The sequence below is a fragment of the Candidatus Pantoea soli genome, from assembly GCF_007833795.1.
Lineage (GTDB): Bacteria > Pseudomonadota > Gammaproteobacteria > Enterobacterales > Enterobacteriaceae > Pantoea > Pantoea soli.
In genome coordinates, this window is sequence record NZ_CP032702.1 from 859,889 (window position 1) to 881,074 (window position 21,186).

A 21,186-nucleotide genomic window follows, 5' to 3' on the forward strand; every position below is an offset into this window, starting at 1 on the left:
ATCAGCCCGGCTTGCGTTTCAGCTCATCAGGCTGACCTGAGCGGCTACAATGCGCCAGCCGTCAGCCATTCTGACCCACGTCTGCTGCTGCCGTCCGATTTTCGCCACGCCTTCGCGGGTGAATTCGGTGCTGCACACCGCATAATCGTCGCCGAAGGTGGTGATGACGGTGTTACGCAGCGTGCGCGCCAGGCCCTGCGAGGGGCGTGCCGCGCGGAAAGCGCGTATCGCTTCAATACCGTATAAATTCTCCCCCGCGCCGAGACGAACCGTGCGCGCCTCATGCCAGAACAATGCGTCCAGCGTTGCCACATCATTGGTGACCAGCGCCTGCTCATAGCGGTAAAACGCCGCGCGTACTTCAGCCAGCACTGCTGGTTGATCAATCTGTTCAGGTGTCATCATGGGGTTTCCATCCCTGTTATTTGTGGCAGGGTAAGCCCCTGCTGTTGCAGTGCGTGGGCGGCGCGTAGCGCCAGATGCTCTTTAAAGGGGGCGGCTATCAGCTGCAGGCCAATCGGCAAGCCGCTGGCAGTTGGCAGCGGAACCGTGCACACCGGTAATCCGAGGAAAGAGATCGGCTGCGTCAGCATGCCCATGCTGGCACGCGTCGGTAAAGACTGGCCATTGATAAAGATCGTTTCCTGTCCCACCGTGGTGGCGCTGCATGGCGTGGCCGGTGCAATCAGCACATCAATATGACGAAACAGCGGCAGCACCTGCTGCTGAAAATGACGACGGAAACGCTGCGCCTGCACGTACCACGCAGCAGGCAGCATGGCACCAGCCAGTAACCGCTCGCGCGAATGCGGCTCGAACTGCTGCGGAGCGCTGCGCAGCGCCGGCAGATAGTGATTACCGCCTTCAGCCGCTGTCAGGATAAACGCGGCGGAGCGGGCCAGTTCCGCTTCGGGCAGGGTGATCTCTGCGTCAGCCTGCAGTGCTTTGGCCGCTGCCGCCACGGCCGCGCGCGCATCGTCATTACACCAGGTGGCAAAATAGCCGCCCAGCACGGCGCAGCGCAGCCCCTCCGCCCCGGCGTGCAGCGTGGTACCGGCTGGCTGTACCGGCTGCTGCGCCTGAAAGGCATCGGTGGGATCGGCACCCTGCAGGGCATCGTACACCTGCGTTAAATCTTCCACCGAACGGGCCAGCGGCCCGATATGGTCGAGGCTGGCAACAAAGGGATGGCTGCCGCTGCGTGATAACCGGCCAAAGGTGGGTTTCAGACCAAAGATCCCGCACAGCGAGGCGGGAACGCGAATGGAGCCGTTGGTGTCCGTGCCAAGCGAAAAATGCACCAGCCCGGCTGCCACCGCCGCCGCCGATCCGCCGGACGATCCACCGGCGATGCGGGTTAAATCGCGCGGGTTACGTGTTGCACCATAGTGCGTGTTTTCCGTGGTGAAGCCATACGCATAAGCATCCATGTTCAGCATGCCGGAGAGCAGCGCGCCGCAGCGTTGCAACTGCGCGACTGCCCAGGCATCCTGCGCGGCAGCAGGCCGCTGTGCAAACAGCTGCGCACCTGCCAGTGTGGTGTGCTCCGCCACGTCAAACAGATTCTTGACCGCATAAGGCACGCCGGCCAGCGGCGGCAGCTTTTCACCGCGCCGGCGCTTTTGATCGATCTGTTCCGCTTCCTGCAGCATGCGCTGCCCCGTGACGGCGGTCCAGGCGTTCAGCGCCGGGTTGTGCTGCTCAATTGCCTGCAGTGTCTGGCGCGCCACGTCGCGCGCGCTGAGATCGCCCTGCGCCAGCGCCTGCTGCAGCTGCGTAATAGAGAGAGAGGCCAGCTTCATGGATGGAACACTCCTGCCACTTCAAGGCGATCGTCCAGCGGCAGCGCCATCAGCGGCTGCGCCATGGCGGCAATCCGCGAGAACTGCATCAGCAGCTCTGCCCGACGCACGTCGTCCAGTTCCAGTGCCAGAATCTGCTCCATCTGCGCAATATACTGCGCCCAGTCCGGTTGTGTACTCATGGTTTCCTCCGTTAAAAACCGGCGGCGCTGCCGTTACTGCGCGGATCGAACGCGCCTTCCAGCATGCCGTTGTTATGTCTGATGATGGCGCCGGCATGGCCGACCACTTCGCTGAAATCAGGCAGCAGCTCCACCTCATGCCCGAGCGCGCGCAGGCGCTGCACGGTTTCCGGTGCAAAACGCGCTTCCAGCTTGAGCGAATCAGAGGATTCTCCCCACGTGCGGCCCAACAGCCAGCGCGGCGCACTTACGGCCTGCTGCAGCGGCAGGCCCTGTATTACATGCCGGGTAAAAATCGCCGCCTGGGTCTGGGGCTGGCCATCGCCACCCATGGAGCCGTACACCAGCGTGCGGCCATCTTTCAGCCGTGCAGCGGCGGGGTTCAGGGTATGAAACGGCTGTTTGCCGGGCAGCAGTGCCAGCAGATGATCCGGTTGCAGGCTGAAAGCCGCCCCGCGGTTTTGCCAGGTGATGCCGGTACCGGGCAGCACCACACCGCTGCCAAATTCGTGGTAGATACTCTGGATAAAGGAGACCGCCAGCCCGCTGCTGTCCATTACCCCCATCCACACGGTATCGCCGGGGCCGCGACCGGTGCCCCAGGCAGCCGCATGATCGTCCCGCACCTGTGCCGCCAGCGCGGTGAGGTGGTCGCGCGTCAGCAGCGCCTGAAGGTCGGTATCTATGTGGCGCGGATCGGTGATGTGCTTATCGCGCAGCGCGAACGCTTTTTTCGTGGCTTCAACAATGCGATGCACGGTTTCTGCCTCATCAGCCTGTGCCATGTTCAGGTGATCGGTGATACCCAGGATCGCCAGTGAGACCAGTCCCTGCGTGGGAGGCGTCATGTTCCAGATGTCGCCTTCACTGTGGGCCAGATGCAGCGGTGTGCAGCGGCGCGCACGCTGCTGCTGTAAATCTGCCAGCGTGATCGGCATGCCAAGCTTTTGCATTTCCCGGGCCAAATGCTGCGCCAGTTCGCCACGGTAAAAACTCTCCAGCCCCTGATCGCTTAACAGGCTCAGCGTCTGCGCTAAGGCCGGCTGGGTGAAACGACTCCCTGCCGCCGGCACGCTGCCATCCGGCAGAAAGGTGGCGGCAAAACCGGGCTGATGCAGTAATTCGTGCTGTTTGGCCGCGGTGGCAGCGGCCTGTGAGGCGGTCACCGGAATACCGTCGGCGGCGTAGCGCAGCGCATCACGTAACAGGCGGGAGAGGGGCAGCGGTGCGGCACCGAGTTCGGCGGCCAGCGTCAGGGCTTCCTGCCAGCCGCTGACGGTGCCCGCCACGGTCAGCGCCGCCTTTGGCCCGCGATGGGGGATGTGACTTTCGCCGGAGTAGAAATCGCGGTGCGCCAGCGCGCCTGCGGCTCCGCTGGCATCAATGGCGATCGGATCGCCGTGTGGCGGCACCACCAGCCAGAAACCATCGCCGCCCAGCCCATTCATGTGCGGATAAACCACCGCAATGGTTGCCGCCGCCGCGACCATTGCCTGTAATGCGTTACCGCCTTCACGCAGCACCGCTAAGGCGCTTTCGCTGGCGAGGTGATGCGGCGTCACCGCCATGCCCTGCGGGGCCATATTGCTCTGGATCATAATGCACTCTTGTTCGGGTACGTCCGGTTGCAGAAGCAAGAGCTGTTCCAGTTTTGCGGTGCGTTCACTGTGGATCGATTTATGCTAGCTTGTGCTGAAACAAAAGTTACAGGACCGGATATGAAACAGCTTGATGAACGCCTCCGCAGTCACTATCCGCAGCTGTCGCCGCAGGAGCAGCGCATCGCCGACTTTGTGTTTGACCATTTTGACGACATGATCAGCTACAACAGCGCAGAGCTGGCGCGGCTGAGCGGGGTGTCTAAAGCGACGGTCAGTCGCCTGTTCAAACGTCTTGGCTATGAAAAATACAAAGACATGCGCGATGAGCTGCGCATCCTGCGCCAGAGCGGTATGCCGCTGACCGATAACCGGGATGCGGTGCAGGGCAACACCTTACTGTCGCGTCACTATAAGCAGGAGATGGCGAACCTGACGCAGTGGGTTAATAGCATCGATGCGCAGCAGTTTGGCGACGTCATTCAGGCGCTGAGCGCCGCCCGCCGCATCTTTATTATCGGCATGCGCAATGCCTATCCGGTGGCGCTGCACCTGCGCCAGCAGCTGATACAGGCGCGTGCGCAGGTGTTTTTACTGCCGCAGCCCGGACAAACGCTGGGGGAAGAACTGGTGGATATCACCCCCGAGGATGTGGTGGTGGTGATGGCATTCCGGCGACGTCCGCGCATCATTCGCCCGCTGATGCAGCAGCTGCAGCAGCAGCATGTGCCGGTGCTGGCGCTGTGCGAGCCGCAGGCGCAGGGGGTAACGTCGCTGGCGCGCTGGCAGCTGTGTGCCCCGCTGGACAGCGTTTCGGCATTTGACAGCTACGCATCGGCCATGAGCCTGATAAACCTGGTGGCCAATGCCTTGCTGCACGAGATGCTGTCGCAGGGGCGTCAGCGCATCCACCATATTGCCGATCTTTACCAGCAGCTGGACGAGCTGGAACACCGCTAGCGGGCACCCTTTTGGTGCTTTGCACTCTTTTTGATCGCCCTGCATTGCAGGGCCTCTCCGGCTGACAACCGCGTCAATCCGCTTACCATCATATTTCTCCCGCTTTTTTAACCGCAGCCGCACCTGGCACATTAGTTGCAGATCACGTAATCAGGAATCTTTTGTTTCATGCTTACGTTACCGGGGTGCATAATGAAAAAGCTTTTACTGGCAGTAGCAGGCGCAGCATTACTGATGGCTCAGGCGGGCAGCGCACTGGCCGATCAGCTGCAGGATATCCAGAAACGCGGCGTGATCCGTATCGCTGTACCGCAGGATTTCCCGCCGTTTGGTTCGGTCGGCACGGACCTGCAGCCGCAGGGTTACGACATTGATATGGCGAAATACCTCGCGAAGCAGATGAAACTGAAGTTGCAGCTGGTGCCGGTCTCCAGCGCCAACCGCGTGCCTTATCTGCAGACGGATAAAGTGGATCTGGTGATCTCCAGCATGGGGAAAAACGCGGAGCGTGAAAAAGTCATCGATTTCAGCCGCGCTTACGCGCCCTTTTTCCTTGGCGTCTTTGGTCCGAAAGGGGAGCCGCTGAAAGACGCGGCGGCGCTGAGCGGAAAATCGATAGGTGTCACGCGTGGCGCGGTGGAAGACATGGTGCTGAGCGATGTGGCACCCAAAGATGCGCAGGTGAAACGTTACGAAGATAACAACACCACGCTCTCGGCCTACTTATCCGGTCAGGTGCAGTATGTGGCCACCGGTAACCTGGTCGTGGCGGCGATTGCGCGCCAGAACGCTGAAAAAGCCCCGGTGCCGCAGTTTATGCTGAAGGATTCACCATGCTATATCGGGCTGAAAAAAAATGAGCCGGCGCTGAAAGAGAAAGTGAATGCGCTGATTGAGCAGGGCATTAAAGACGGCACGCTGAACGCACTCTCGGAAGAGTGGCTGAAAGCGCCGCTGCCTGCCAGCCTCGGTGCCTGAGCCATGACGCAGCTTAACTTCGCTGATCTCTGGCCGCACTGGCCGGCGCTGCTGGCCGGTCTGTGGGTGACGGTGCAGCTGACGGTGCTGGCGACGCTGGGCGGCGTCAGCCTCGGGATTCTGGGCGCGGCGCTGCGCAGCGGCAGACCCAGCTGGGCCAGCCGCCTGTGGGGCGTCTACGTCGAGCTGATTCGCAACACACCGTTTGTGGTACAGCTGTTCTTCATCGTATTTGGCCTGCCTAATCTGGGGCTGAAACTCACGGCAGGTGAGGCCGCGCTGCTGGCGATGCTGGTTAATCTTGGCGCTTACAGCACGGAAATTATTCGCGCCGGGATTCAGGTGACACCGAAAGGGCAGTGGGAAGCCGGCCGCGTACTGGGACTGAGCCGCACGCAGACTTTTATCCGCGTGGTGCTGCCGCCGTCGCTGCAGCGCATTTACCCGGCGCTGGTCAGCCAGTGCATCATCGTGATGCTCGGCTCCTCGGTGGTATCGCAGGTCTCCTATGAAGAGCTGACGTTTGCCGCCAACCTGATTCAGTCACGCACCTTTTTGAGCTTTGAAGTCTATCTGGTGACCACGCTGATTTATCTGGCGTTGTCGATCGCCATGCGTCAGCTGCTGCTGGCGCTGGGGCGCAAATGGTTTGGAGCGCAGCCCGCATGACAACGTTTACTGACTGGGACATCCTGCGCAATCTGCTACTGGCCGCACGCTGGACGCTGTTGCTGTCGCTGGTGGCCTTTTTCGGCGGCACGCTGGTTACGCTGCCGCTGCTGTTTCTGCGTTTGCTGAAGCGGCCGTGGCTGCTGCGCCTGGTGCGTGGCTATACCGAACTGTTTCAGGGCACGCCGCTGCTGATGCAGCTGTTTCTCGCTTTCTTTGGTGTCGGGCTGTTTGGCATCGACGTGGCGCCCTGGACGGCAGCGTCGCTGGCGCTGACGCTCTACACCAGCGCGTTTCTGGTGGATATCTGGTATGGCAGTATTCGCGCCTTGCCGAAAGGGCAGTGGGAGGCGGCGCGCTGCCTGGGTCTGAACTTTGGTCAGACGCTGGTGCGCGTGGTGGCGCCGCAGGCGATTCGCATTGCGATTGCGCCAACCGTGGGGTTTGCTGTGCAGGTGATCAAAGGTACGGCGCTGGCCTCCATCATTGGCTTCGTCGAACTGACCAAAGCCGGCACCATTCTTAATAACGTGACCTATCAACCGTTTAAAGTATTTGGCCTGGTCGCGCTGGGCTACTTCCTGATGTGTTATCCGCTGTCGCGTTACAGCCAGTATCTGGAGAAAAAATTCAATGCCGCTCATCACCATTAATCAGGTCCAGAAGTACTACGGCGATAACCACGTGCTGAAAGGGGTCGATCTGGATATCGATAACGGCGAAGTGATCTCCATCATTGGCCGCAGCGGCTCGGGCAAAAGCACCCTGCTGCGCTGCATGAACGGGCTGGAAGGGTATCAGGAGGGCAGCATCAAGCTGGGCGGCATGACCATCACCGATCGCGAATCGCAGGCGCGGGAAATCAGCCGCTCTGTAGGGATGGTGTTCCAGAACTTTAACCTGTTCCCGCACATGACGGCGCTGGAAAACGTCATGCTGGCACCACGCCGCGTGCTGAAGAAAAGCGAAGCCGAATGCCGCGCGCTGGCCACGCAGATGCTGGAGAAGGTCGGGCTCGGCGAACGCCTCCATTACTATCCGGCCAGTCTTTCCGGCGGGCAGCAGCAGCGCGTGGCGATTGCCCGGGCGCTGGCGATGCAGCCCAAAGTCTTACTGTGTGACGAAATCACCTCGGCGCTGGACCCGGAACTGGTGGGTGAAGTGCTGAAAGTGCTGGAGCAGCTTGCTGCTGAAGGCATGACGCTGATTCTCGTCACGCATGAAATGAACTTCGCCCGCGACGTGGGCGACCGCGTGGTCTTTATGCATCAGGGGCGCGTCTGGGAGCAGGGCGACAGCAAAACGCTGTTTGCCAACCCGCAAAGCGCTGAGCTGAAGCAGTTTATCTCGACCGTGCGTCTCTAAGCTTCTGAACTAAGGAACCGATCATGGATATCAGCCAGTTTTCGCAAATCAATCCACCACAGCGCCTGCTGATGGGGCCGGGCCCAATCAATGCCGACCCGCGCGTGCTGCGCGCCATGTCGAGCCAGCTGATCGGCCAGTACGATCCGGCGATGACCCATTACATGAATGAAGTGATGGCGCTGTACCGCGGTGTCTTTCGTACAGAAAACCGCTGGACGTTGCTGATCGATGGTACGTCCCGCGCCGGTATCGAAGCGATACTGCTGTCGGCGATCCGTCCGGGCGATAAAGTGCTGGTGCCGGTATTTGGCCGCTTCGGGCATCTGCTATGCGAAATCGCGCGCCGCTGCCGCGCCGAGGTGCACACCATTGAGGTGCCCTGGGGTGAAGTATTTACGCCGGATCAGATTGAAGACGCCCTCAAAAAAGTCCAGCCGCGTCTGCTGCTGACGGTGCAGGGCGATACCTCAACCACCATGCTGCAGCCGCTGAATGAGCTGGGTGCCCTCTGCCGGAAATATGGCGTGCTGCTCTACACCGATGCCACCGCCTCGCTGGGCGGTAACGCGCTGGAGACGGATGCATGGGGGCTGGATGCGGTGTCCGCCGGGATGCAGAAGTGCCTGGGCGGGCCGTCCGGCACGTCGCCAGTCACGCTGAGCCCGCAGATGGAGGCGGTGATCCGCCAGCGCAAATGCGTGGAGCAGGGGATTCGCACCGCCGCGCATCAGGATGGCGCTGATGAGATGATCTACTCCAACTACTTTGACCTCGGCATGATCATGGATTACTGGGGGCCGGAGCGCCTGAATCACCATACCGAAGCCACCACGGCCCTGTTTGGTGCGCGTGAGTGCGCGCGCCTGCTGCTGCAGGAAGGGCTGGATAACAGCATCGCCCGCCATAAACTGCACGGCAATGCGCTGCTGAAAGGGATTCAGGGCATGGAACTTGAAACCTTCGGCGACCTGCGCCACAAGATGAATAACGTGCTGGGCGTGGTGATCCCGGCGGGCATTGATGGCGATCGGGTGCGCAAGCTGATGCTGGAGGATTTCGGCATTGAGATCGGCACCTCTTTTGGTCCGCTGCACGGAAAAGTGTGGCGCATTGGCACCATGGGATACAACGCGCGCAAAGATTGCGTGATGCAGACCCTGAGCGCGCTGGAAGCGGTGCTGAATCACTGCGGCTTCCGCACCACCCAAGGCGCCGGACTGCAGGCGGCATGGGATCACTACGGGAGCCATGCATGAGTGTCAGCCTGATGAGCGCCAGTGAGGCGCAGTCGGCCGCGCAGCGCGTCATGGCGCGCTGTGATGCGCTGGCTGAAATCAGTGAGAGCGCCGGCAGCCTGACGCGCGTTTACCTGTCGCCAGAGCAGCTACGGGCCAATGCGCGCGTAGCAGAATGGATGCAGGCTGCCGGAATGCACACCTGGCAGGATGCGGTTGGCAATATCTGCGGTCGTTACGAAGCCACTGTTCCGGGTGCGGCGGCGCTGCTGCTGGGCTCGCATCTGGATACGGTACGCAACGCCGGGCGCTATGACGGCATGCTGGGGGTACTCAGCGCCATTGAAATTGTACAGTGGCTGCACGATCGCCAGCTGCGTCTGCCGCAGGCGATTGAAATTATCGGTTTTGGCGACGAAGAGGGCACGCGCTTTGGCATTACGCTGCTTGGCAGCCGCGGCATTACCGGCAGCTGGCCGGACAGCTGGGTGACGCATCCGGACGGCAACGGCATTACCGTTGCCGCCGCGATGCAGGACGTCGGGCTGGATGCCGCGCGGATCCATGAAGCCGCGCGCGAAGTCAGCGACATCGCGGCCTATCTGGAGCTGCATATTGAGCAGGGGCCTTGCCTGGAGCAGGCAGATCTGGCGCTGGGCGTGGTCACGGCCATCAACGGTGCCCGCCGGCTGACCTGCCACTTTAGTGGTGAAGCCGGCCATGCCGGCACGGTGCCGATGACCCACCGCCGCGACGCACTTGCCGCGGCGGCAGAGTGGATGGTGTTTATTGAACAGACCACGCGCGAGCACGACCCGCAGCTGGTGGCCACGGTCGGCACGCTGAACTGCCAGCCGGGGGCGGTGAACGTCATCCCTGGCGAGGTTCAGCTGTCGCTGGATATCCGCGGCCCGCAGGACGCACCGCTGGAGCGTCTGCTCTCGGTGCTGCTCACCCAGGCTGAGGCGATTGCCCTGCGGCGCGGTCTGTCGTTCACGGCGCACGAATATTATCGCATCGCGGCAACTGCCTGCGACGCGCGCCTGCAGCAGGCGCTGAGCCATGCCGTAGAAACCGTGCAGGGGCGTTCGCTGTCGCTGCCGAGCGGTGCCGGTCATGACGCGATCGCTATCGCGGAGCGCTGGCCGGTGGGCATGCTGTTTGTGCGCAACCATCGCGGTATCAGTCACCATCCGGCGGAATCGGTGCGGGCTGAGGATGTGGCACTGGGGGTGCAAGCCTGGCTGCAGGCGGTGCATCAGCTGGCGCAGGGCTGAGGAGACACCATGGAGCTGACCACATTTAATCAGGCTGAGACGGAGCAGGCCCGCCAGGCCATTGCCCACTGCGTGGCGATCGCCGGCTGGCAGCAGGCGCTGGTGGCGGCACGCCCGTTTGCCGATACCGATGCCCTGTATCGCAGGGCGGAACAGCTGACGCTGAACTGGCAGGCGGACGATCTGCGGCAGGCGCTTAGTGCGCATCCGCGCATTGGGGAAAACGCCGCCGGTGCGCACCGGGAAGCGGCGCTGTCACGGCGTGAACAGTCGGCAATGCAGCAGGCGGATGCGGCGCTGCAACAGGCAATGCAGGCGGGCAATCAGCGCTATGAGCAGCGTTTTGGCCGGGTATTTCTGATTCGGGCCAAAGGGCGCAGCGGTGAGCAGATGCTGGCGGAATTGCAGCGCAGGCTTAACAATGATGCAGAGACCGAGCAGCAGGAAGCGCTGACGCAGCTGCGGGAAATTACCCTGTTACGGCTAAAGGAGAGCATCACATGAGCACCATCACCACCCATATTCTTGATACCGCGCTGGGCAAACCGGCGATTGGCGTCGCCATTTCGCTGGAGCAGAACAGCCCGCAAGGGTGGCTGCCGGTGGCTGAAGGCGAAACTGACAGCGACGGTCGGGTGACATCGCTGACCCCGGAACCGATCACGCCTGGCCACTACCGGCTGACCGCTGAAATTGGCGACTACTTTGCCGCTGACGGACGCGACGCGCTTTATGTCAGTGCCCAGATTGATTTTGTCATTGGCAGCGCAGGCAGCCACTACCATCTGCCTTTTCTTATCTCACCGTGGTCCTGGTCTACCTATCGCGGCAGCTAATCCACCGGTGCCCGCCTGGCTGATAAGCGCTGCTGCGGCGGCACAAGGCGTACTGCGCCGCTGGTGCCTCCTGCTGTGCGCTTACTGTTTGTCAGCGCGCGGGTTTTTGCCCGCAATGCGGGCGTTGCCAGGCGGGCGATTGAAAGCCAGCAGCTATCAAAACCTTCGGTTCATCCAGATATATTCTGCTGCGGGCTGCGGTTATCTTAAGCGGATAACGTGAAGCCAATGGAGCCGAGAAACAATGAGCACGCCAGACAATAACGATAACGCAGCAGCCGCAGGTAAATGTCCCTTTCATCACGGGGCATCCGAAGAAAAGAGCGTTTTAGCCCGCGGCGCAGGCAGCGGCACCAGTAACCGTGACTGGTGGCCCAACATGTTGCGCGTCGATCTGTTAAACCAGCACTCCAGCCGTTCCAATCCCCTTGATGAAAATTTCAATTACCGCGAAGCGTTCAGCACGCTTGATTATGCCGCGCTGAAAGCGGATATCCGTGCCCTGCTGACCGACTCGCAATCCTGGTGGCCCGCCGACTGGGGCAGCTACATTGGCCTGTTTATCCGCATGGCGTGGCACAGCGCCGGCACCTACCGCACGGTTGACGGTCGCGGTGGCTCCGGTCGTGGTCAGCAGCGCTTTGCGCCGCTGAACTCATGGCCAGACAACGTCAGCCTCGACAAAGCGCGTCGCTTGCTGTGGCCGGTAAAACAGAAATACGGTCAGAAAATTTCCTGGGCCGACCTCTATATCCTGGCGGGTAACGTCTCGCTGGAAAACGCCGGCTTCCGTACTTTTGGCTTCGGTGCCGGACGTGAAGACGTGTGGGAACCGGATATGGACGTTGACTGGGGTAACGAAAAAGAGTGGCTGGCTCACCGCCACCCGGAAAGCCTTGCCAACGCGCCGCTGGGTGCCACCGAGATGGGCCTGATTTACGTTAACCCGGAAGGGCCGGAAGCGAGCGGGGATCCCAAATCAGCCGCGCCTGCCATTCGCGCCACCTTTGGCAACATGGGTATGAACGATGAAGAGATCGTGGCGCTGATTGCCGGCGGTCATACGCTGGGCAAAACCCACGGCGCCGCTGCTGCCAGCCATGTCGGGGTCGATCCCGAGGCTTCACCGCTGGAAGCGCAGGGGCTGGGCTGGCAGAGCAGCTACGGCAGCGGTGCGGGTGCGGATGCCATTACCTCGGGCCTGGAAGTGGTGTGGACGCAAACCCCGACCCAGTGGAGCAACTACTTCTTCGAAAACCTGTTCAAATATGAGTGGGTGCAGACACGCAGCCCGGCGGGCGCTATTCAGTTTGAAGCGGCCGATGCGGAAGCCATTATTCCGGATCCGTTCGACCCGGAGAAAAAGCGCAAGCCTACCATGCTGGTAACCGACCTGACGCTGCGTTACGACGAAGAGTTTGGCAAGATTTCCCGCCGCTTCCTCAACGATCCTCAGGCGTTCAACGAAGCCTTTGCCCGGGCGTGGTTTAAGCTGACGCACCGTGATATGGGGCCGAAAGCGCGTTATCTGGGGCCGGAAGTGCCGAAAGAAGATCTGCTGTGGCAGGATCCTTTACCGGCTGCCGTTCATCAGCCCACCGCCGATGACATCACCAACCTGAAGGCGAAAATTGCGGCGGCCGGCCTGAGCGTCAGCCAGCTGGTGTCCGTGGCCTGGGCGTCTGCGTCTACCTTCCGCGGTGGCGATAAGCGCGGTGGCGCCAACGGTGCGCGTCTGGCGCTGGCGCCGCAGAACGGCTGGGCAGTGAACGCCAGCGTGGTGCACGATGTGCTGCCGGTACTGCAGTCCATCCAGCAGGAGTCTGGTAAAGCCTCGCTGGCGGATGTGATTGTGCTGGCGGGCAGCGTCGGGATTGAGCAGGCCGCCGCCGCCGCGGGCGTGGCGGTACAGGTTCCCTTTACGCCGGGCCGCGTCGATGCACGCCAGGATCAGACGGACATCGACTCTTTTAACGTGCTGCAACCGCTGGCGGATGGTTTCCGCAACTACCGTCGCGTTCACGGCGGCTCATCCACGGAAACCCTGCTGCTGGATAAAGCGCAGCAGCTGACGCTGAGCGCACCGGAACTGACCGTGCTGCTGGGGGGCCTGCGCGTGCTGGGCACCAATTTTGATGGCAGCGCACACGGCGTCTTCACCGACCGTCCGGGCGTACTGAGCAACGACTTCTTCGTGAACCTGCTGGATATGCGCACCGCATGGCGCGCAACGGACGAAAGCGCGGAGCTGTTTGAAGGCCGTGACCGTCAGAGCGGCGCAGTCAAATATAGCGCGACCCGTGCCGATCTGGTGTTTGGCTCCAACGCTATCCTGCGTGCGCTGGCGGAAGTCTACGCCAGCAGCGATGCGAAACAGAAGTTTGTCAATGACTTCGTGGCGGCGTGGACTAAGGTGATGAACCTCGATCGCTTCGACCTCTGAGTCATCCAGCGTTAACCAACCCCGGCCTGCCGGGGTTTTTTTATTTCAGGCTAAAGGCATCGGCGTCACGCCACGCCGGAAAGCGTTCGCGATAGGCCTGCAGATCGTTCAGCGAAAGTTCGGCGTCAAGACGAGCGCGGGCAAAGGGGTCGCCAGCGGCCAGAATCTCACCCTGCGGTGAAATAATGCGGCTGTCACCGCTGTACTGATGCTGATTGCCATCGCTGCCGACCCGATTGCAACCGGCGACATAGGCCTGATTTTCAATCGCGCGCGCCAGCAGCAGGGCTTGCCAGTGCAGCGCACGCGGTGCCGGCCAGTTCGCGACATACAGCGCCAGATCGTAGTCGTTGTGATTGCGTGAGAACACCGGAAAGCGCAGGTCATAGCAAATCTGCGGCAGTATCCGCCAGCCGCGCCAGTGGATCACCGTTCGCGCCTCACCCGGCACATAGTGCTGATGCTCATTTGCCATGCGAAACAGATGGCGTTTATCGTACTGATGCAGCGTTCCGTCGGGCTCAACCAGCAGAAAACGGTTGACGGCGCCGCGTGCGGTTTGCAGCGCGGCGCTGCCACCAATCAACGCCTGCGTGCGCTGCGCATGGCCGTGCAGCCACGCCACGACCTCTTCCTGCGGCAGCGAGCTGTCGGCCGCCTCCATGGCGAATCCGGTGGTGAACATTTCCGGCAACAGAATTAAATCGCGTCCGGTGACGGTGGAGAGAACGCTGTCAAAATGGCGCAGATTGGCCGCACCATCCATCCAGCTCAGGGTCTCCTGCAGAACTGTTATTTTTAAAGCTGACATAAGCGCTCCGCAGCGGCGTCAAGCGTCGCTTCCTGTTTGGCAAAGCACAGGCGAATCAGCCGGTGCGGGAAAGGGTCTGCGCAGAACACGGAGAGCGGGATCGCCGCCACACCGGCTTCGCGCGTTAACCACTCGCAGAAGCTGACGTCGTCCCTGTCTGACAGGGCGCTGTAATCCGCCAGCAAAAAGTATGTGCCGGTGCAGGGCAGCACCTTAAAGCGGCTGGCAGCCAGCGCCTGCGTCAGGCGATCGCGCCGCGCACGGTAAAAGGCTGGCAGCTGCTGATAGTGTTCAGGCCGGGTGCGCAGCATATCGGCCAGCGCCAGCTGTGCCGGCGTATTGACGGAAAACGTCAGGTACTGATGAACCTTGCGGATTTCCGCGCTGAGTGCGGCAGGGGCGATGCAATAGCCCACTTTCCAGCCGGTCATGTGGAAGGTTTTGCCGAAAGAGGAGACGGCTACGGCACGCTGACGCAACCCGGCATGCGCCAGTACGCTGGCGTGTCCCTGTTCAGCAAAGCAGATATGCTCATATACCTCATCGCTCAGCACATAAATTTCCTGCGCGGCGATCGCCTGCCACAGTGCGGTAAAATCGCTGTCTGACCAGACGGTGGCCGTGGGATTGTGCGGCGTATTGATGATGACCAGCCGGGTCTTCGCGCTGAGCTGCTGGCGAAATGCCTGCCAGTCCGGACGAAAGGCCGGCGGCTGCAGCGCGAGGCGTTTCAGCACGCCACCCGCCAGCGTGACCGCCGGGGCGTAGCTGTCATAGCTGGGATCAAAACAGATCACTTCATCACCCGGACGCACCAGTGCGGTAATGGCGGCATAAAGCGCTTCGGTGGCCCCGGCGGTGACGGTAATGTCGTGCTCAGGGTCTGGCCGGTAGTCGTAAAGCGCGGCGGTTTTGTCGGCAATGGCTTCGCGCAGCGGCAGCACGCCGGTCATCGGCGCATACTGGTTCGCCCCCTGGCTGACGTGATACGCCAGCCGCGCCTGCAGGTAGTCCGGGCCGCTGAAATCCGGAAAGCCCTGTGACAGATTAATGGCGTTGTGGCGGGCGGCGAGGGCGCTCATTTGCGTAAAAATCGTGGTGCCAAGCGCAGGTAATTTGCTGGCGGGGATCAGATTGGGCTGCGTCATGATGGAATAACCTTACGCACGAATAACGTGGTGGAGTAACCCTGAGTTGCTGCCACTATAAGCAGAATGTTAACATTTGGCAATCGAGACGCTTAGACGTCTAAAGTCACGGTAATCAGGAGCAGAAAATGGTGCATCATCATGAAATCTCCGCGCGGGCGCAGGCAACCGGTGAGCAACTGGCGCAGCAGCTGCTGACCCATGCGGTGTGGCGCGCCCCGAACCAGCCGGTGACGCTGGCGGGCGACCAGAGCGACAGCCCGTTCAGCTTTAGCCGTACGCCGGCATGGCAACAGGACAAGGCGCAGCGCCTGGCGCTGGCCAGTCTGCAGCTGCGTTTTCTGACTCATTGCGAAACCCGTCTTGCCAGCGGCCACCACGGGCCAATGGGATTTGATGTCGGCAGTGCACTGGCCGATCTGCTGATTAATTACTGTGGTTTACCGGGTCTGCTGCCGCCGCGTGAGGCGGCGGATGCGCGCGAGCAGCGCCTCAGCGATGTTCACGCCTTATGGGACAGCTTCGCCCATCATTTCGTGGCGCAGTTCGGACAGCATCCGCAGGATGAATTTGCCGGCACAGAGGCTGCCGGGCTGTTTCTGCAGCAGGTCTGGACCGACGCCATTGGCTACTGCGCCATCGGGTTGCTGCGCCGCAGCGCCGGCGCGGCGCGGCTGGCAGATTTCTGTGCTATCCGTGATGACGCGATGCGCGCCGACTGTGTCAGCCACTGCCGGACGCTGGGAAGCGCACTGCTGCTGGCCGCGCCGCATATTGCCGATGCTGATGCGCTGATTGCCCGTATTCGGCAGGCAGGCTAAATAAAAAAGCCTCCGGACGGAGGCTTTTCTCTTTTTACGCGGCTTCGCTGGGCCGCGCCTGAGGTTTGCTTTGCGGCTTCGGCGCCGCCAGCGCTTCCGGTGCAAACTCATCGACATTGATGGCTTTCAGCCGGCTGGCTTCGGCGCGGGCCAGCACGCTGGCTTCTGCCTCGGTGATCCAGCCCTCTTTCAGCGCGCGCTGCGCCAGCGCATCCAGACGGGTAAACGACAGATTTTTCTTCTGCTGTTTACACAGCCGATCGTGAATCACCTCAGCCGCCATGACATCCTGCAGCGCCTGCTCCAGCTGACCTGCCGGGTTGTGTTCGCTTGGCGTCAGGTACTGACCGCGGCCCAGCCGGGTGCGGGTGGCAGACGGCAGCTGCAGCAGTTTTGCCAGCGTATGATCCAATCTGTCGGACGGTGCCGGGCAGTGACGGCCGCCAGCAAAAATCACCATGCGCAGCGCACCGGCCACCAGACGCTGCGGGAAGTTGCGCAGCAGATCGTCCATCGCCACTTCAGCCTGATGCAGGGCATCCTTTACGCCCCAGTGCACCAGCGGCAAATCGGCTTCATTGCGGCCTTCATCGTCGTAGCGTTTCAGGGTGGCAGAGGCGAGGTACATCTGGCTCAGCACATCGCCAAGGCGCGCCGAGATACGTTCGCGGCGTTTCAGGCTGCCGCCTAATACCGCCATGGAGACATCTGACAGCAGCGCCAGATTCGCGCTCAGGCGGTTGATCTGCTGATAATAGCGTCGGGTGACATCTCGGGTCGGTGCGGCGCTGGTGCGGCCGCCGGTCAGGCCCAGCCACAGGCTGCGTACCAGACTGCTGCCAACGTGGCCGACGTGGCTGAACAGCGCGTGATCAAACAGGGCCAGATCGTTTTTCGCGGCTGCGTCCATCTCCGTCAGCACCCATGGATGGCAGCGGATCGCACCCTGACCAAAGATAATCATGCTGCGCGTCAGGATGTTGGCCCCTTCCACGGTGATGGCGATGGGCGCACCCTGATAGGCACGCGCCAGGAAGTTGTTATCGCCCAGCATAATGCCTTTACCACCGGCAATGTCCATGGCGTCAATGATGGCGCGCTGGCCACGATGGGTGCAGTGATATTTTACAATCGCCGACAGTACCGCCGGTTTTTCACCCAGCATGATACCGCTGGTGATCAGCGTGGCAGCAGCATCCATCACGTAGGCATTACCGGCGATACGTGCCAGCGGCTCCTCGATCCCTTCCATCTTACCGATAGAGACTTTGAACTGACGGCGGATATGCGCATATGCACCGGTGGCCAGCGCCAGACTTTTCAGGCTGCCGGTTGAGTTTGAAGGCAGCGTGATGCCGCGTCCGACGGACAGACACTCCACCAGCATACGCCAGCCCTGGCCGGCCATCGCCGGGCCGCCGATGATGTAGTCAATCGGCACAAAGATGTCTTTTCCGCGCGTGGGGCCATTCTGGAACGGTACGTTCAGCGGGAAGTGGCGTTTGCCGATCTCAACGCCCGGCGTGTGCGTCGGGATAAGCGCACAGGTAATGCCCAGCTCTTCCGTCTCACCCAGCAGATGATCGGGATCGGACAGTTTGAATGCCAGGCCCAGTACGGTGGCGATCGGGGCCAGCGTGATATAGCGTTTGTTCCAGGTCAGGCGCATGCCCAGCACCTGCTGACCCTGCCAGTCACCCATGCACACCACGCCGGTATCCGGAATGGCACCGGCATCAGAACCCGCTTCCGGGCTGGTCAGCGCAAAGCAGGGAATTTCATCGCCGCGCGCCAGCCGGGGCAGGTAGTGATCCTTCTGCGCATCGGTACCATAATGCTGCAGCAGTTCACCCGGGCCGAGTGAGTTAGGCACACCCACGGTGATCGCCAGGATGCCTGACACGCCAGCCAGTTTCTGCAGTACCCGCGCCTGGGCATAGGCGGAAAACTCCAGCCCGCCGTACTCTTTTTTGATGATCATGGCAAAGAAGCGATGCTGCTTCAGGTAGGCCCACAGCTCAGGCGGCAGATCGGCCATTTCATGCGTGATTTCAAAATCATTGGCCATGCGGCAGGCTTCTTCTACCGGACCATCCAGAAACGCCTGCTCCTCTTCCGTCAGGCGCGGCTGCGGATAGTTGTGCAGTTTCTGCCAGTCCGGTTTGCCGCGAAACAGATCGCCTTCCCACCAGGTCGTCCCGGCATCGATCGCTTCTTTTTCCGTGCGTGACATTGGCGGCATCACCTTGCGGAAACGGTGCAGCACCGGTCCGGAGAACAGACTGCGACGCATAGCGGGCAGGTTAAACGGCAGCAGGATAATCGCCAGCGGCAGCAGCAGCCATGGCGTCCATAAACCGGCGGCAGCCAGCGCCGCGGTCCATAACAGCACAATGGCGCTACTGAGACGCAGTGAAACCTGATGGTAGAAGAGAACGCCGACCAGTAGCAGCGTTGCGATAATCGAGGCAAGCAACATAATGAACCGCTCCGTAAGTAGTAAGAGGTCTGACCTGTTGGTAACAGGTTTAGAGCAGCGGCGGCGATTTAGCAATCTGTTTACACCGCAATTACAACGGATCTCACAAAATCGCCATAGCGTGCCCGCACAACCGCCGCTGCTGCGACCGCGCCGCGCTTTTCCTGCGTGCGGGCGCTTTGCGGCGTTGCGCCATTCCGTTAAACTTGCCGGGTCAATTTATCCTCTGAAGGACACCGCTATGTATCAGGACATTATTCGCTCAGAACTCAACGAAGCAGCCGATACGCTCACTAAATTCCTGAGTGATGAGGCGAACATTCACGCCATTCAGCGTGCTGCGGTACTGCTGGCCGATAGCTTTAAAGCCGGCGGCAAGGTGCTCTCCTGTGGTAACGGTGGTTCACACTGCGATGCCATGCACTTCGCTGAAGAGCTGACCGGACGCTACCGTGAAAACCGTCCTGGTTACCCGGCGATTGCCATCTCCGATGTCAGCCATATGTCCTGCGTCAGCAACGATTTCGGCTATGACCACGTCTTTTCACGCTATGTGGAGGCGGTGGGGCGCGAGGGCGATGTGCTGCTGGGTCTCTCGACCTCTGGCAACTCGGCTAACATCATTAAAGCGATAGACGCGGCGCGCGCGAAGGGCATGAAAGTGATCACCCTGACCGGCAAAGATGGCGGCAAAATGGCAGGCAGTGCCGACATTGAAATTCGCGTGCCGCACTTTGGCTATGCCGACCGTATTCAGGAGATCCACATCAAGGTGATCCATATCCTGATGCTGCTGATTGAAAAAGAGATGGTTAAGTCATGACGTGTGCCTCCTGCGCTGGCGGGAGGTTCTGCTAAGGCGGTAGCTATGTGCGAATTGCTCGGGATGAGCGCCAATGTCCCTACGGATATCTGTTTCAGTTTTACCGGTCTGGTGCAGCGTGGCGGTGGGACCGGGCCGCACAAAGATGGCTGGGGCATTACCTTTTATGAAGATAAAGGCTGCCGTACGTTTAAAGATCCCCTGCCCAGTTTTAACTCGCCGATTGCCCGTCTGGTACAGGAGTACCCGATCAAGTCACATTCGGTGGTGGCGCATATCCGTCAGGCTAATCGCGGTCAGGTTTCGCTGGAGAATACCCATCCGTTTACCCGTGAGCTGTGGGGACGCAACTGGACCTACGCGCACAACGGCCAGCTGAAAGGGTATCGCCAGCTGGAGACCGGACATTTCCGGCCGGTAGGCGAAACCGACAGCGAAAAAGCGTTCTGCTGGATCCTGCACAAGCTGGCAACGCGCTACCCGAGGACGCCCGGGAACTGGCCGGCGGTGTTTCGCTATGTGGCGGAGCTGGCCACGGAGCTGCGGCAGAAGGGGGTGTTCAATATGCTGCTGTCGGATGGACGTTATCTGATGGCGTTCTGCTCCACCAATCTTTACTGGATCACGCGGCGCGCGCCCTTTGGCAAAGCCAAGCTGCTGGATCAGGACGTGGAGATTGATTTTATGCAGCAGACCACGCCCAGAGACGTGGTCACGGTCATTGCCACACAGCCGCTGACAGGCAATGAAACCTGGCACCGGATAGCGCCAGGGGAGTGGGCATTATTTTGCCTGGGTGAGCGCGAGGAATGATTTCGACGCCGCGTCCGGTGTGCCGAGCACCGGCGTGTTATTCACCGCATACTGACCGGTTGCCGTGACATTCACGGTCGGCGGCACATGGTACTGTGCGAAATACGCGTAGCCAGGCTGCAGCTCACGCCAGAAGCTGATGTAAGTCGAGTAGCGATGGCGCTGCATATTGCTTTCCGTCATGCGGAACGGGTAGATATTCACCTGCACATCCTGCTGACCATTACGCAGCGCGGCGTTTACGTAGGTGTAGATCTCATCCATCGACGCATTGGTCATCGCATAGCAGCCAATCGAAACACAGTCGCCGTGAATCATCAGATAGTTGCCGTTATAGCCTTTGGCACGATCGTACTGATTCGGGAAGCCGGTATTGATGGCCCGGTAAAAACGGCTGTCCGGTTTTAACTGATTAAGCCTGACGTTATAAAACCCTTCCGGGCTTTTAAAATCGCCCTGACGGCGCTTTGGCCCCAGGCCGCCGGAAAAGTTGCAGATGCGGTAGCTGTCCAGCAGACGGAACTCATTGCCGATTTTGCCGTAGAGTTCCAGCGTCCGCTCTTCCTTGAAGATCTGAATAAAAACTGGCGTGCCAAGTAATTGTTTCTTTAACTCTTTGCTCACCGGAGCCAGAGGCTGCGCTGGTTCCGGAGTGATTGCCCAACTAAGGACTGGCATAAGAATCATCGCAAGCAATAGTGCGATTCTGCCCATTCTGTGTGTACCCTGAAGTGAAGAGAAACGGTGACGCAGCGCGTCGCTGGATTGCATTATCGGAAATATCCGCTACCGCAGCGCAACATTATCATTGTCTGGCTTTTAATCAAGTCAGAGTCTTGGAAAATCGCGCAATCTGAGAGAGAAGACGGCCAGAATTTTGTAAACTTTATTCTGTCCCGCCACAAATATTGCCGTTCCTTTTCGCTGCTGTATACTTATCCAG

The 21,186-nt window shown here is 60.6% G+C and carries 21 protein-coding genes; 13 read left to right on the forward strand and 8 right to left on the reverse strand.

The features are described 5' to 3' along the window. Nucleotides 1-18 precede the first annotated feature (18 nt). From hpxZ to D8B20_RS03895, 4 genes are read right to left on the reverse strand one after another with little or no spacing between them, the layout of a single operon-like run. The gene (hpxZ, locus tag D8B20_RS03880) at nt 19-402 is read right to left on the reverse strand and encodes an oxalurate catabolism protein HpxZ (protein ID WP_186454422.1); all 384 of its coding nucleotides are present in this window, start codon (nt 400-402) and stop codon (nt 19-21) included. Beyond that, entirely contained in the window at nt 402-1,802 is a 1,401-nt protein-coding gene (locus tag D8B20_RS03885; protein WP_145887295.1) for an AtzE family amidohydrolase, read from the reverse strand. Before D8B20_RS03885 ends, hpxZ begins: the two co-directional genes overlap by 1 nt. After that, nucleotides 1,799-1,984: an oxalurate catabolism protein HpxX gene (gene hpxX, locus D8B20_RS03890; RefSeq protein WP_145887297.1), complete on the reverse strand. Its 186-nt coding sequence runs from the start codon at nt 1,982-1,984 to the stop codon at nt 1,799-1,801. Before hpxX ends, D8B20_RS03885 begins: the two co-directional genes overlap by 4 nt. A gap of 11 nt (nt 1,985-1,995) precedes the next feature. Beyond that, entirely contained in the window at nt 1,996-3,582 is a 1,587-nt protein-coding gene (locus tag D8B20_RS03895) for a gamma-glutamyltransferase family protein (RefSeq protein WP_145887299.1), read from the reverse strand. A gap of 120 nt (nt 3,583-3,702) precedes the next feature. Here D8B20_RS03895 and hpxU point away from each other — a divergent pair, with 120 nt between their 5' ends. The 10 genes from hpxU (at nt 3,703) to katG (ending at nt 13,348) form a co-directional block, all read left to right on the forward strand. Next, nucleotides 3,703-4,542: a MurR/RpiR family transcriptional regulator HpxU gene (hpxU, locus tag D8B20_RS03900; protein WP_145887301.1), complete on the forward strand. Its 840-nt coding sequence runs from the start codon at nt 3,703-3,705 to the stop codon at nt 4,540-4,542. A gap of 192 nt (nt 4,543-4,734) precedes the next feature. Further along, a complete protein-coding gene (locus D8B20_RS03905) occupies nt 4,735-5,520 on the forward strand; it encodes a transporter substrate-binding domain-containing protein (RefSeq protein ID WP_145887303.1) in 786 nt (261 codons plus the stop codon). 3 nt (nt 5,521-5,523) lie between these two features. Beyond that, a complete protein-coding gene (locus D8B20_RS03910; protein ID WP_145887305.1) occupies nt 5,524-6,189 on the forward strand; it encodes an amino acid ABC transporter permease in 666 nt (221 codons plus the stop codon). After that, the gene (locus tag D8B20_RS03915) at nt 6,186-6,842 is read left to right on the forward strand and encodes an amino acid ABC transporter permease (RefSeq protein WP_145887307.1); all 657 of its coding nucleotides are present in this window, start codon (nt 6,186-6,188) and stop codon (nt 6,840-6,842) included. The genes D8B20_RS03910 and D8B20_RS03915 overlap by 4 nt, the downstream gene beginning before the upstream one ends. Further along, nucleotides 6,823-7,554: an amino acid ABC transporter ATP-binding protein gene (locus D8B20_RS03920; RefSeq protein ID WP_145887309.1), complete on the forward strand. Its 732-nt coding sequence runs from the start codon at nt 6,823-6,825 to the stop codon at nt 7,552-7,554. The genes D8B20_RS03915 and D8B20_RS03920 overlap by 20 nt, the downstream gene beginning before the upstream one ends. A gap of 23 nt (nt 7,555-7,577) precedes the next feature. Continuing rightward, nucleotides 7,578-8,813 carry a pyridoxal-phosphate-dependent aminotransferase family protein gene (locus D8B20_RS03925; RefSeq protein ID WP_145887311.1) on the forward strand — a complete coding sequence of 412 codons (1,236 nt, stop codon included), beginning with the start codon at nt 7,578-7,580 and terminating at the stop codon, nt 8,811-8,813. Next, nucleotides 8,810-10,069 (forward strand): allantoate amidohydrolase, encoded by a 1,260-nt coding sequence (hpxK, locus tag D8B20_RS03930; protein ID WP_186454398.1) that lies wholly within the window; start codon nt 8,810-8,812, stop codon nt 10,067-10,069. The genes D8B20_RS03925 and hpxK overlap by 4 nt, the downstream gene beginning before the upstream one ends. 9 nt (nt 10,070-10,078) lie before the next feature. Continuing rightward, a complete protein-coding gene (uraD, locus tag D8B20_RS03935; RefSeq protein WP_145887315.1) occupies nt 10,079-10,573 on the forward strand; it encodes a 2-oxo-4-hydroxy-4-carboxy-5-ureidoimidazoline decarboxylase in 495 nt (164 codons plus the stop codon). Next, nucleotides 10,570-10,905, forward strand: coding sequence for a hydroxyisourate hydrolase (gene uraH / locus D8B20_RS03940; protein WP_145887318.1), 336 nt, complete (start codon nt 10,570-10,572; stop codon nt 10,903-10,905). The genes uraD and uraH overlap by 4 nt, the downstream gene beginning before the upstream one ends. Before the next feature lie 244 nt (nt 10,906-11,149). Then, a complete protein-coding gene (gene katG, locus D8B20_RS03945; protein ID WP_145887320.1) occupies nt 11,150-13,348 on the forward strand; it encodes a catalase/peroxidase HPI in 2,199 nt (732 codons plus the stop codon). A gap of 40 nt (nt 13,349-13,388) precedes the next feature. Here the strand turns inward: katG and D8B20_RS03950 are convergent, their stop codons facing one another. Continuing rightward, nucleotides 13,389-14,159: an amidohydrolase gene (locus D8B20_RS03950; RefSeq protein WP_145887322.1), complete on the reverse strand. Its 771-nt coding sequence runs from the start codon at nt 14,157-14,159 to the stop codon at nt 13,389-13,391. Next, complete coding sequence (locus tag D8B20_RS03955; protein WP_145887324.1) at nt 14,147-15,307, reverse strand: pyridoxal phosphate-dependent aminotransferase; 1,161 nt, start codon at nt 15,305-15,307, stop codon at nt 14,147-14,149. The genes D8B20_RS03950 and D8B20_RS03955 overlap by 13 nt, the downstream gene beginning before the upstream one ends. A 128-nt stretch (nt 15,308-15,435) precedes the next feature. Between D8B20_RS03955 and D8B20_RS03960 the strand changes: the two genes are divergently transcribed. Next, nucleotides 15,436-16,128, forward strand: a complete 693-nt coding sequence (locus tag D8B20_RS03960; RefSeq protein WP_145887326.1) for a hypothetical protein — start codon at nt 15,436-15,438, stop codon at nt 16,126-16,128. A 34-nt stretch (nt 16,129-16,162) separates the two neighbouring features. Here D8B20_RS03960 and fadE read toward each other — a convergent pair whose 3' ends face one another. After that, on the reverse strand, nt 16,163-18,607 hold the full coding sequence (gene fadE, locus D8B20_RS03965; RefSeq protein ID WP_145887328.1) for an acyl-CoA dehydrogenase FadE: 2,445 nt from the start codon (nt 18,605-18,607) through the stop codon (nt 16,163-16,165). 241 nt (nt 18,608-18,848) lie between these two features. On the opposite strand from fadE, the gene lpcA reads away from it, so the two are divergent. Together lpcA and D8B20_RS03975 are read left to right on the forward strand one after the other, a co-directional pair. After that, a complete protein-coding gene (gene lpcA / locus D8B20_RS03970; RefSeq protein WP_145887330.1) occupies nt 18,849-19,430 on the forward strand; it encodes a D-sedoheptulose 7-phosphate isomerase in 582 nt (193 codons plus the stop codon). A gap of 45 nt (nt 19,431-19,475) precedes the next feature. Continuing rightward, complete coding sequence (locus D8B20_RS03975; RefSeq protein WP_145887331.1) at nt 19,476-20,243, forward strand: class II glutamine amidotransferase; 768 nt, start codon at nt 19,476-19,478, stop codon at nt 20,241-20,243. Here D8B20_RS03975 and dpaA read toward each other — a convergent pair. Further along, a complete protein-coding gene (gene dpaA, locus D8B20_RS03980; protein WP_145887333.1) occupies nt 20,214-20,957 on the reverse strand; it encodes a peptidoglycan meso-diaminopimelic acid protein amidase in 744 nt (247 codons plus the stop codon). The genes D8B20_RS03975 and dpaA overlap by 30 nt on opposite strands. Nucleotides 20,958-21,186: the final 229 nt, after the last annotated feature.

Bases quoted from the DNA above. Each gene is read 5' to 3' on its own strand.
- fadE (WP_145887328.1), bottom strand. From the start codon at position 18,607: ATGTTGCTTGCCTCGATTATCGCAACGCTGCTACTGGTCGGCGTTCTC.
- D8B20_RS03955 (WP_145887324.1), bottom strand. From the start codon at position 15,307: ATGACGCAGCCCAATCTGATCCCCGCCAGCAAATTACCTGCGCTTGGC.
- D8B20_RS03905 (WP_145887303.1), top strand. From the start codon at position 4,735: ATGAAAAAGCTTTTACTGGCAGTAGCAGGCGCAGCATTACTGATGGCT.
- D8B20_RS03895 (WP_145887299.1), bottom strand. From the start codon at position 3,582: ATGATCCAGAGCAATATGGCCCCGCAGGGCATGGCGGTGACGCCGCAT.
- D8B20_RS03925 (WP_145887311.1), top strand. From the start codon at position 7,578: ATGGATATCAGCCAGTTTTCGCAAATCAATCCACCACAGCGCCTGCTG.
- D8B20_RS03915 (WP_145887307.1), top strand. From the start codon at position 6,186: ATGACAACGTTTACTGACTGGGACATCCTGCGCAATCTGCTACTGGCC.
- katG (WP_145887320.1), top strand. From the start codon at position 11,150: ATGAGCACGCCAGACAATAACGATAACGCAGCAGCCGCAGGTAAATGT.
- D8B20_RS03975 (WP_145887331.1), top strand. From the start codon at position 19,476: ATGTGCGAATTGCTCGGGATGAGCGCCAATGTCCCTACGGATATCTGT.
- lpcA (WP_145887330.1), top strand. From the start codon at position 18,849: ATGTATCAGGACATTATTCGCTCAGAACTCAACGAAGCAGCCGATACG.
- hpxZ (WP_186454422.1), bottom strand. From the start codon at position 402: ATGACACCTGAACAGATTGATCAACCAGCAGTGCTGGCTGAAGTACGC.
- uraD (WP_145887315.1), top strand. From the start codon at position 10,079: ATGGAGCTGACCACATTTAATCAGGCTGAGACGGAGCAGGCCCGCCAG.
- hpxX (WP_145887297.1), bottom strand. From the start codon at position 1,984: ATGAGTACACAACCGGACTGGGCGCAGTATATTGCGCAGATGGAGCAG.
- D8B20_RS03950 (WP_145887322.1), bottom strand. From the start codon at position 14,159: ATGTCAGCTTTAAAAATAACAGTTCTGCAGGAGACCCTGAGCTGGATG.
- D8B20_RS03885 (WP_145887295.1), bottom strand. From the start codon at position 1,802: ATGAAGCTGGCCTCTCTCTCTATTACGCAGCTGCAGCAGGCGCTGGCG.
- hpxU (WP_145887301.1), top strand. From the start codon at position 3,703: ATGAAACAGCTTGATGAACGCCTCCGCAGTCACTATCCGCAGCTGTCG.
- D8B20_RS03910 (WP_145887305.1), top strand. From the start codon at position 5,524: ATGACGCAGCTTAACTTCGCTGATCTCTGGCCGCACTGGCCGGCGCTG.
- dpaA (WP_145887333.1), bottom strand. From the start codon at position 20,957: ATGGGCAGAATCGCACTATTGCTTGCGATGATTCTTATGCCAGTCCTT.
- uraH (WP_145887318.1), top strand. From the start codon at position 10,570: ATGAGCACCATCACCACCCATATTCTTGATACCGCGCTGGGCAAACCG.
- hpxK (WP_186454398.1), top strand. From the start codon at position 8,810: ATGAGTGTCAGCCTGATGAGCGCCAGTGAGGCGCAGTCGGCCGCGCAG.
- D8B20_RS03960 (WP_145887326.1), top strand. From the start codon at position 15,436: ATGGTGCATCATCATGAAATCTCCGCGCGGGCGCAGGCAACCGGTGAG.
- D8B20_RS03920 (WP_145887309.1), top strand. From the start codon at position 6,823: ATGCCGCTCATCACCATTAATCAGGTCCAGAAGTACTACGGCGATAAC.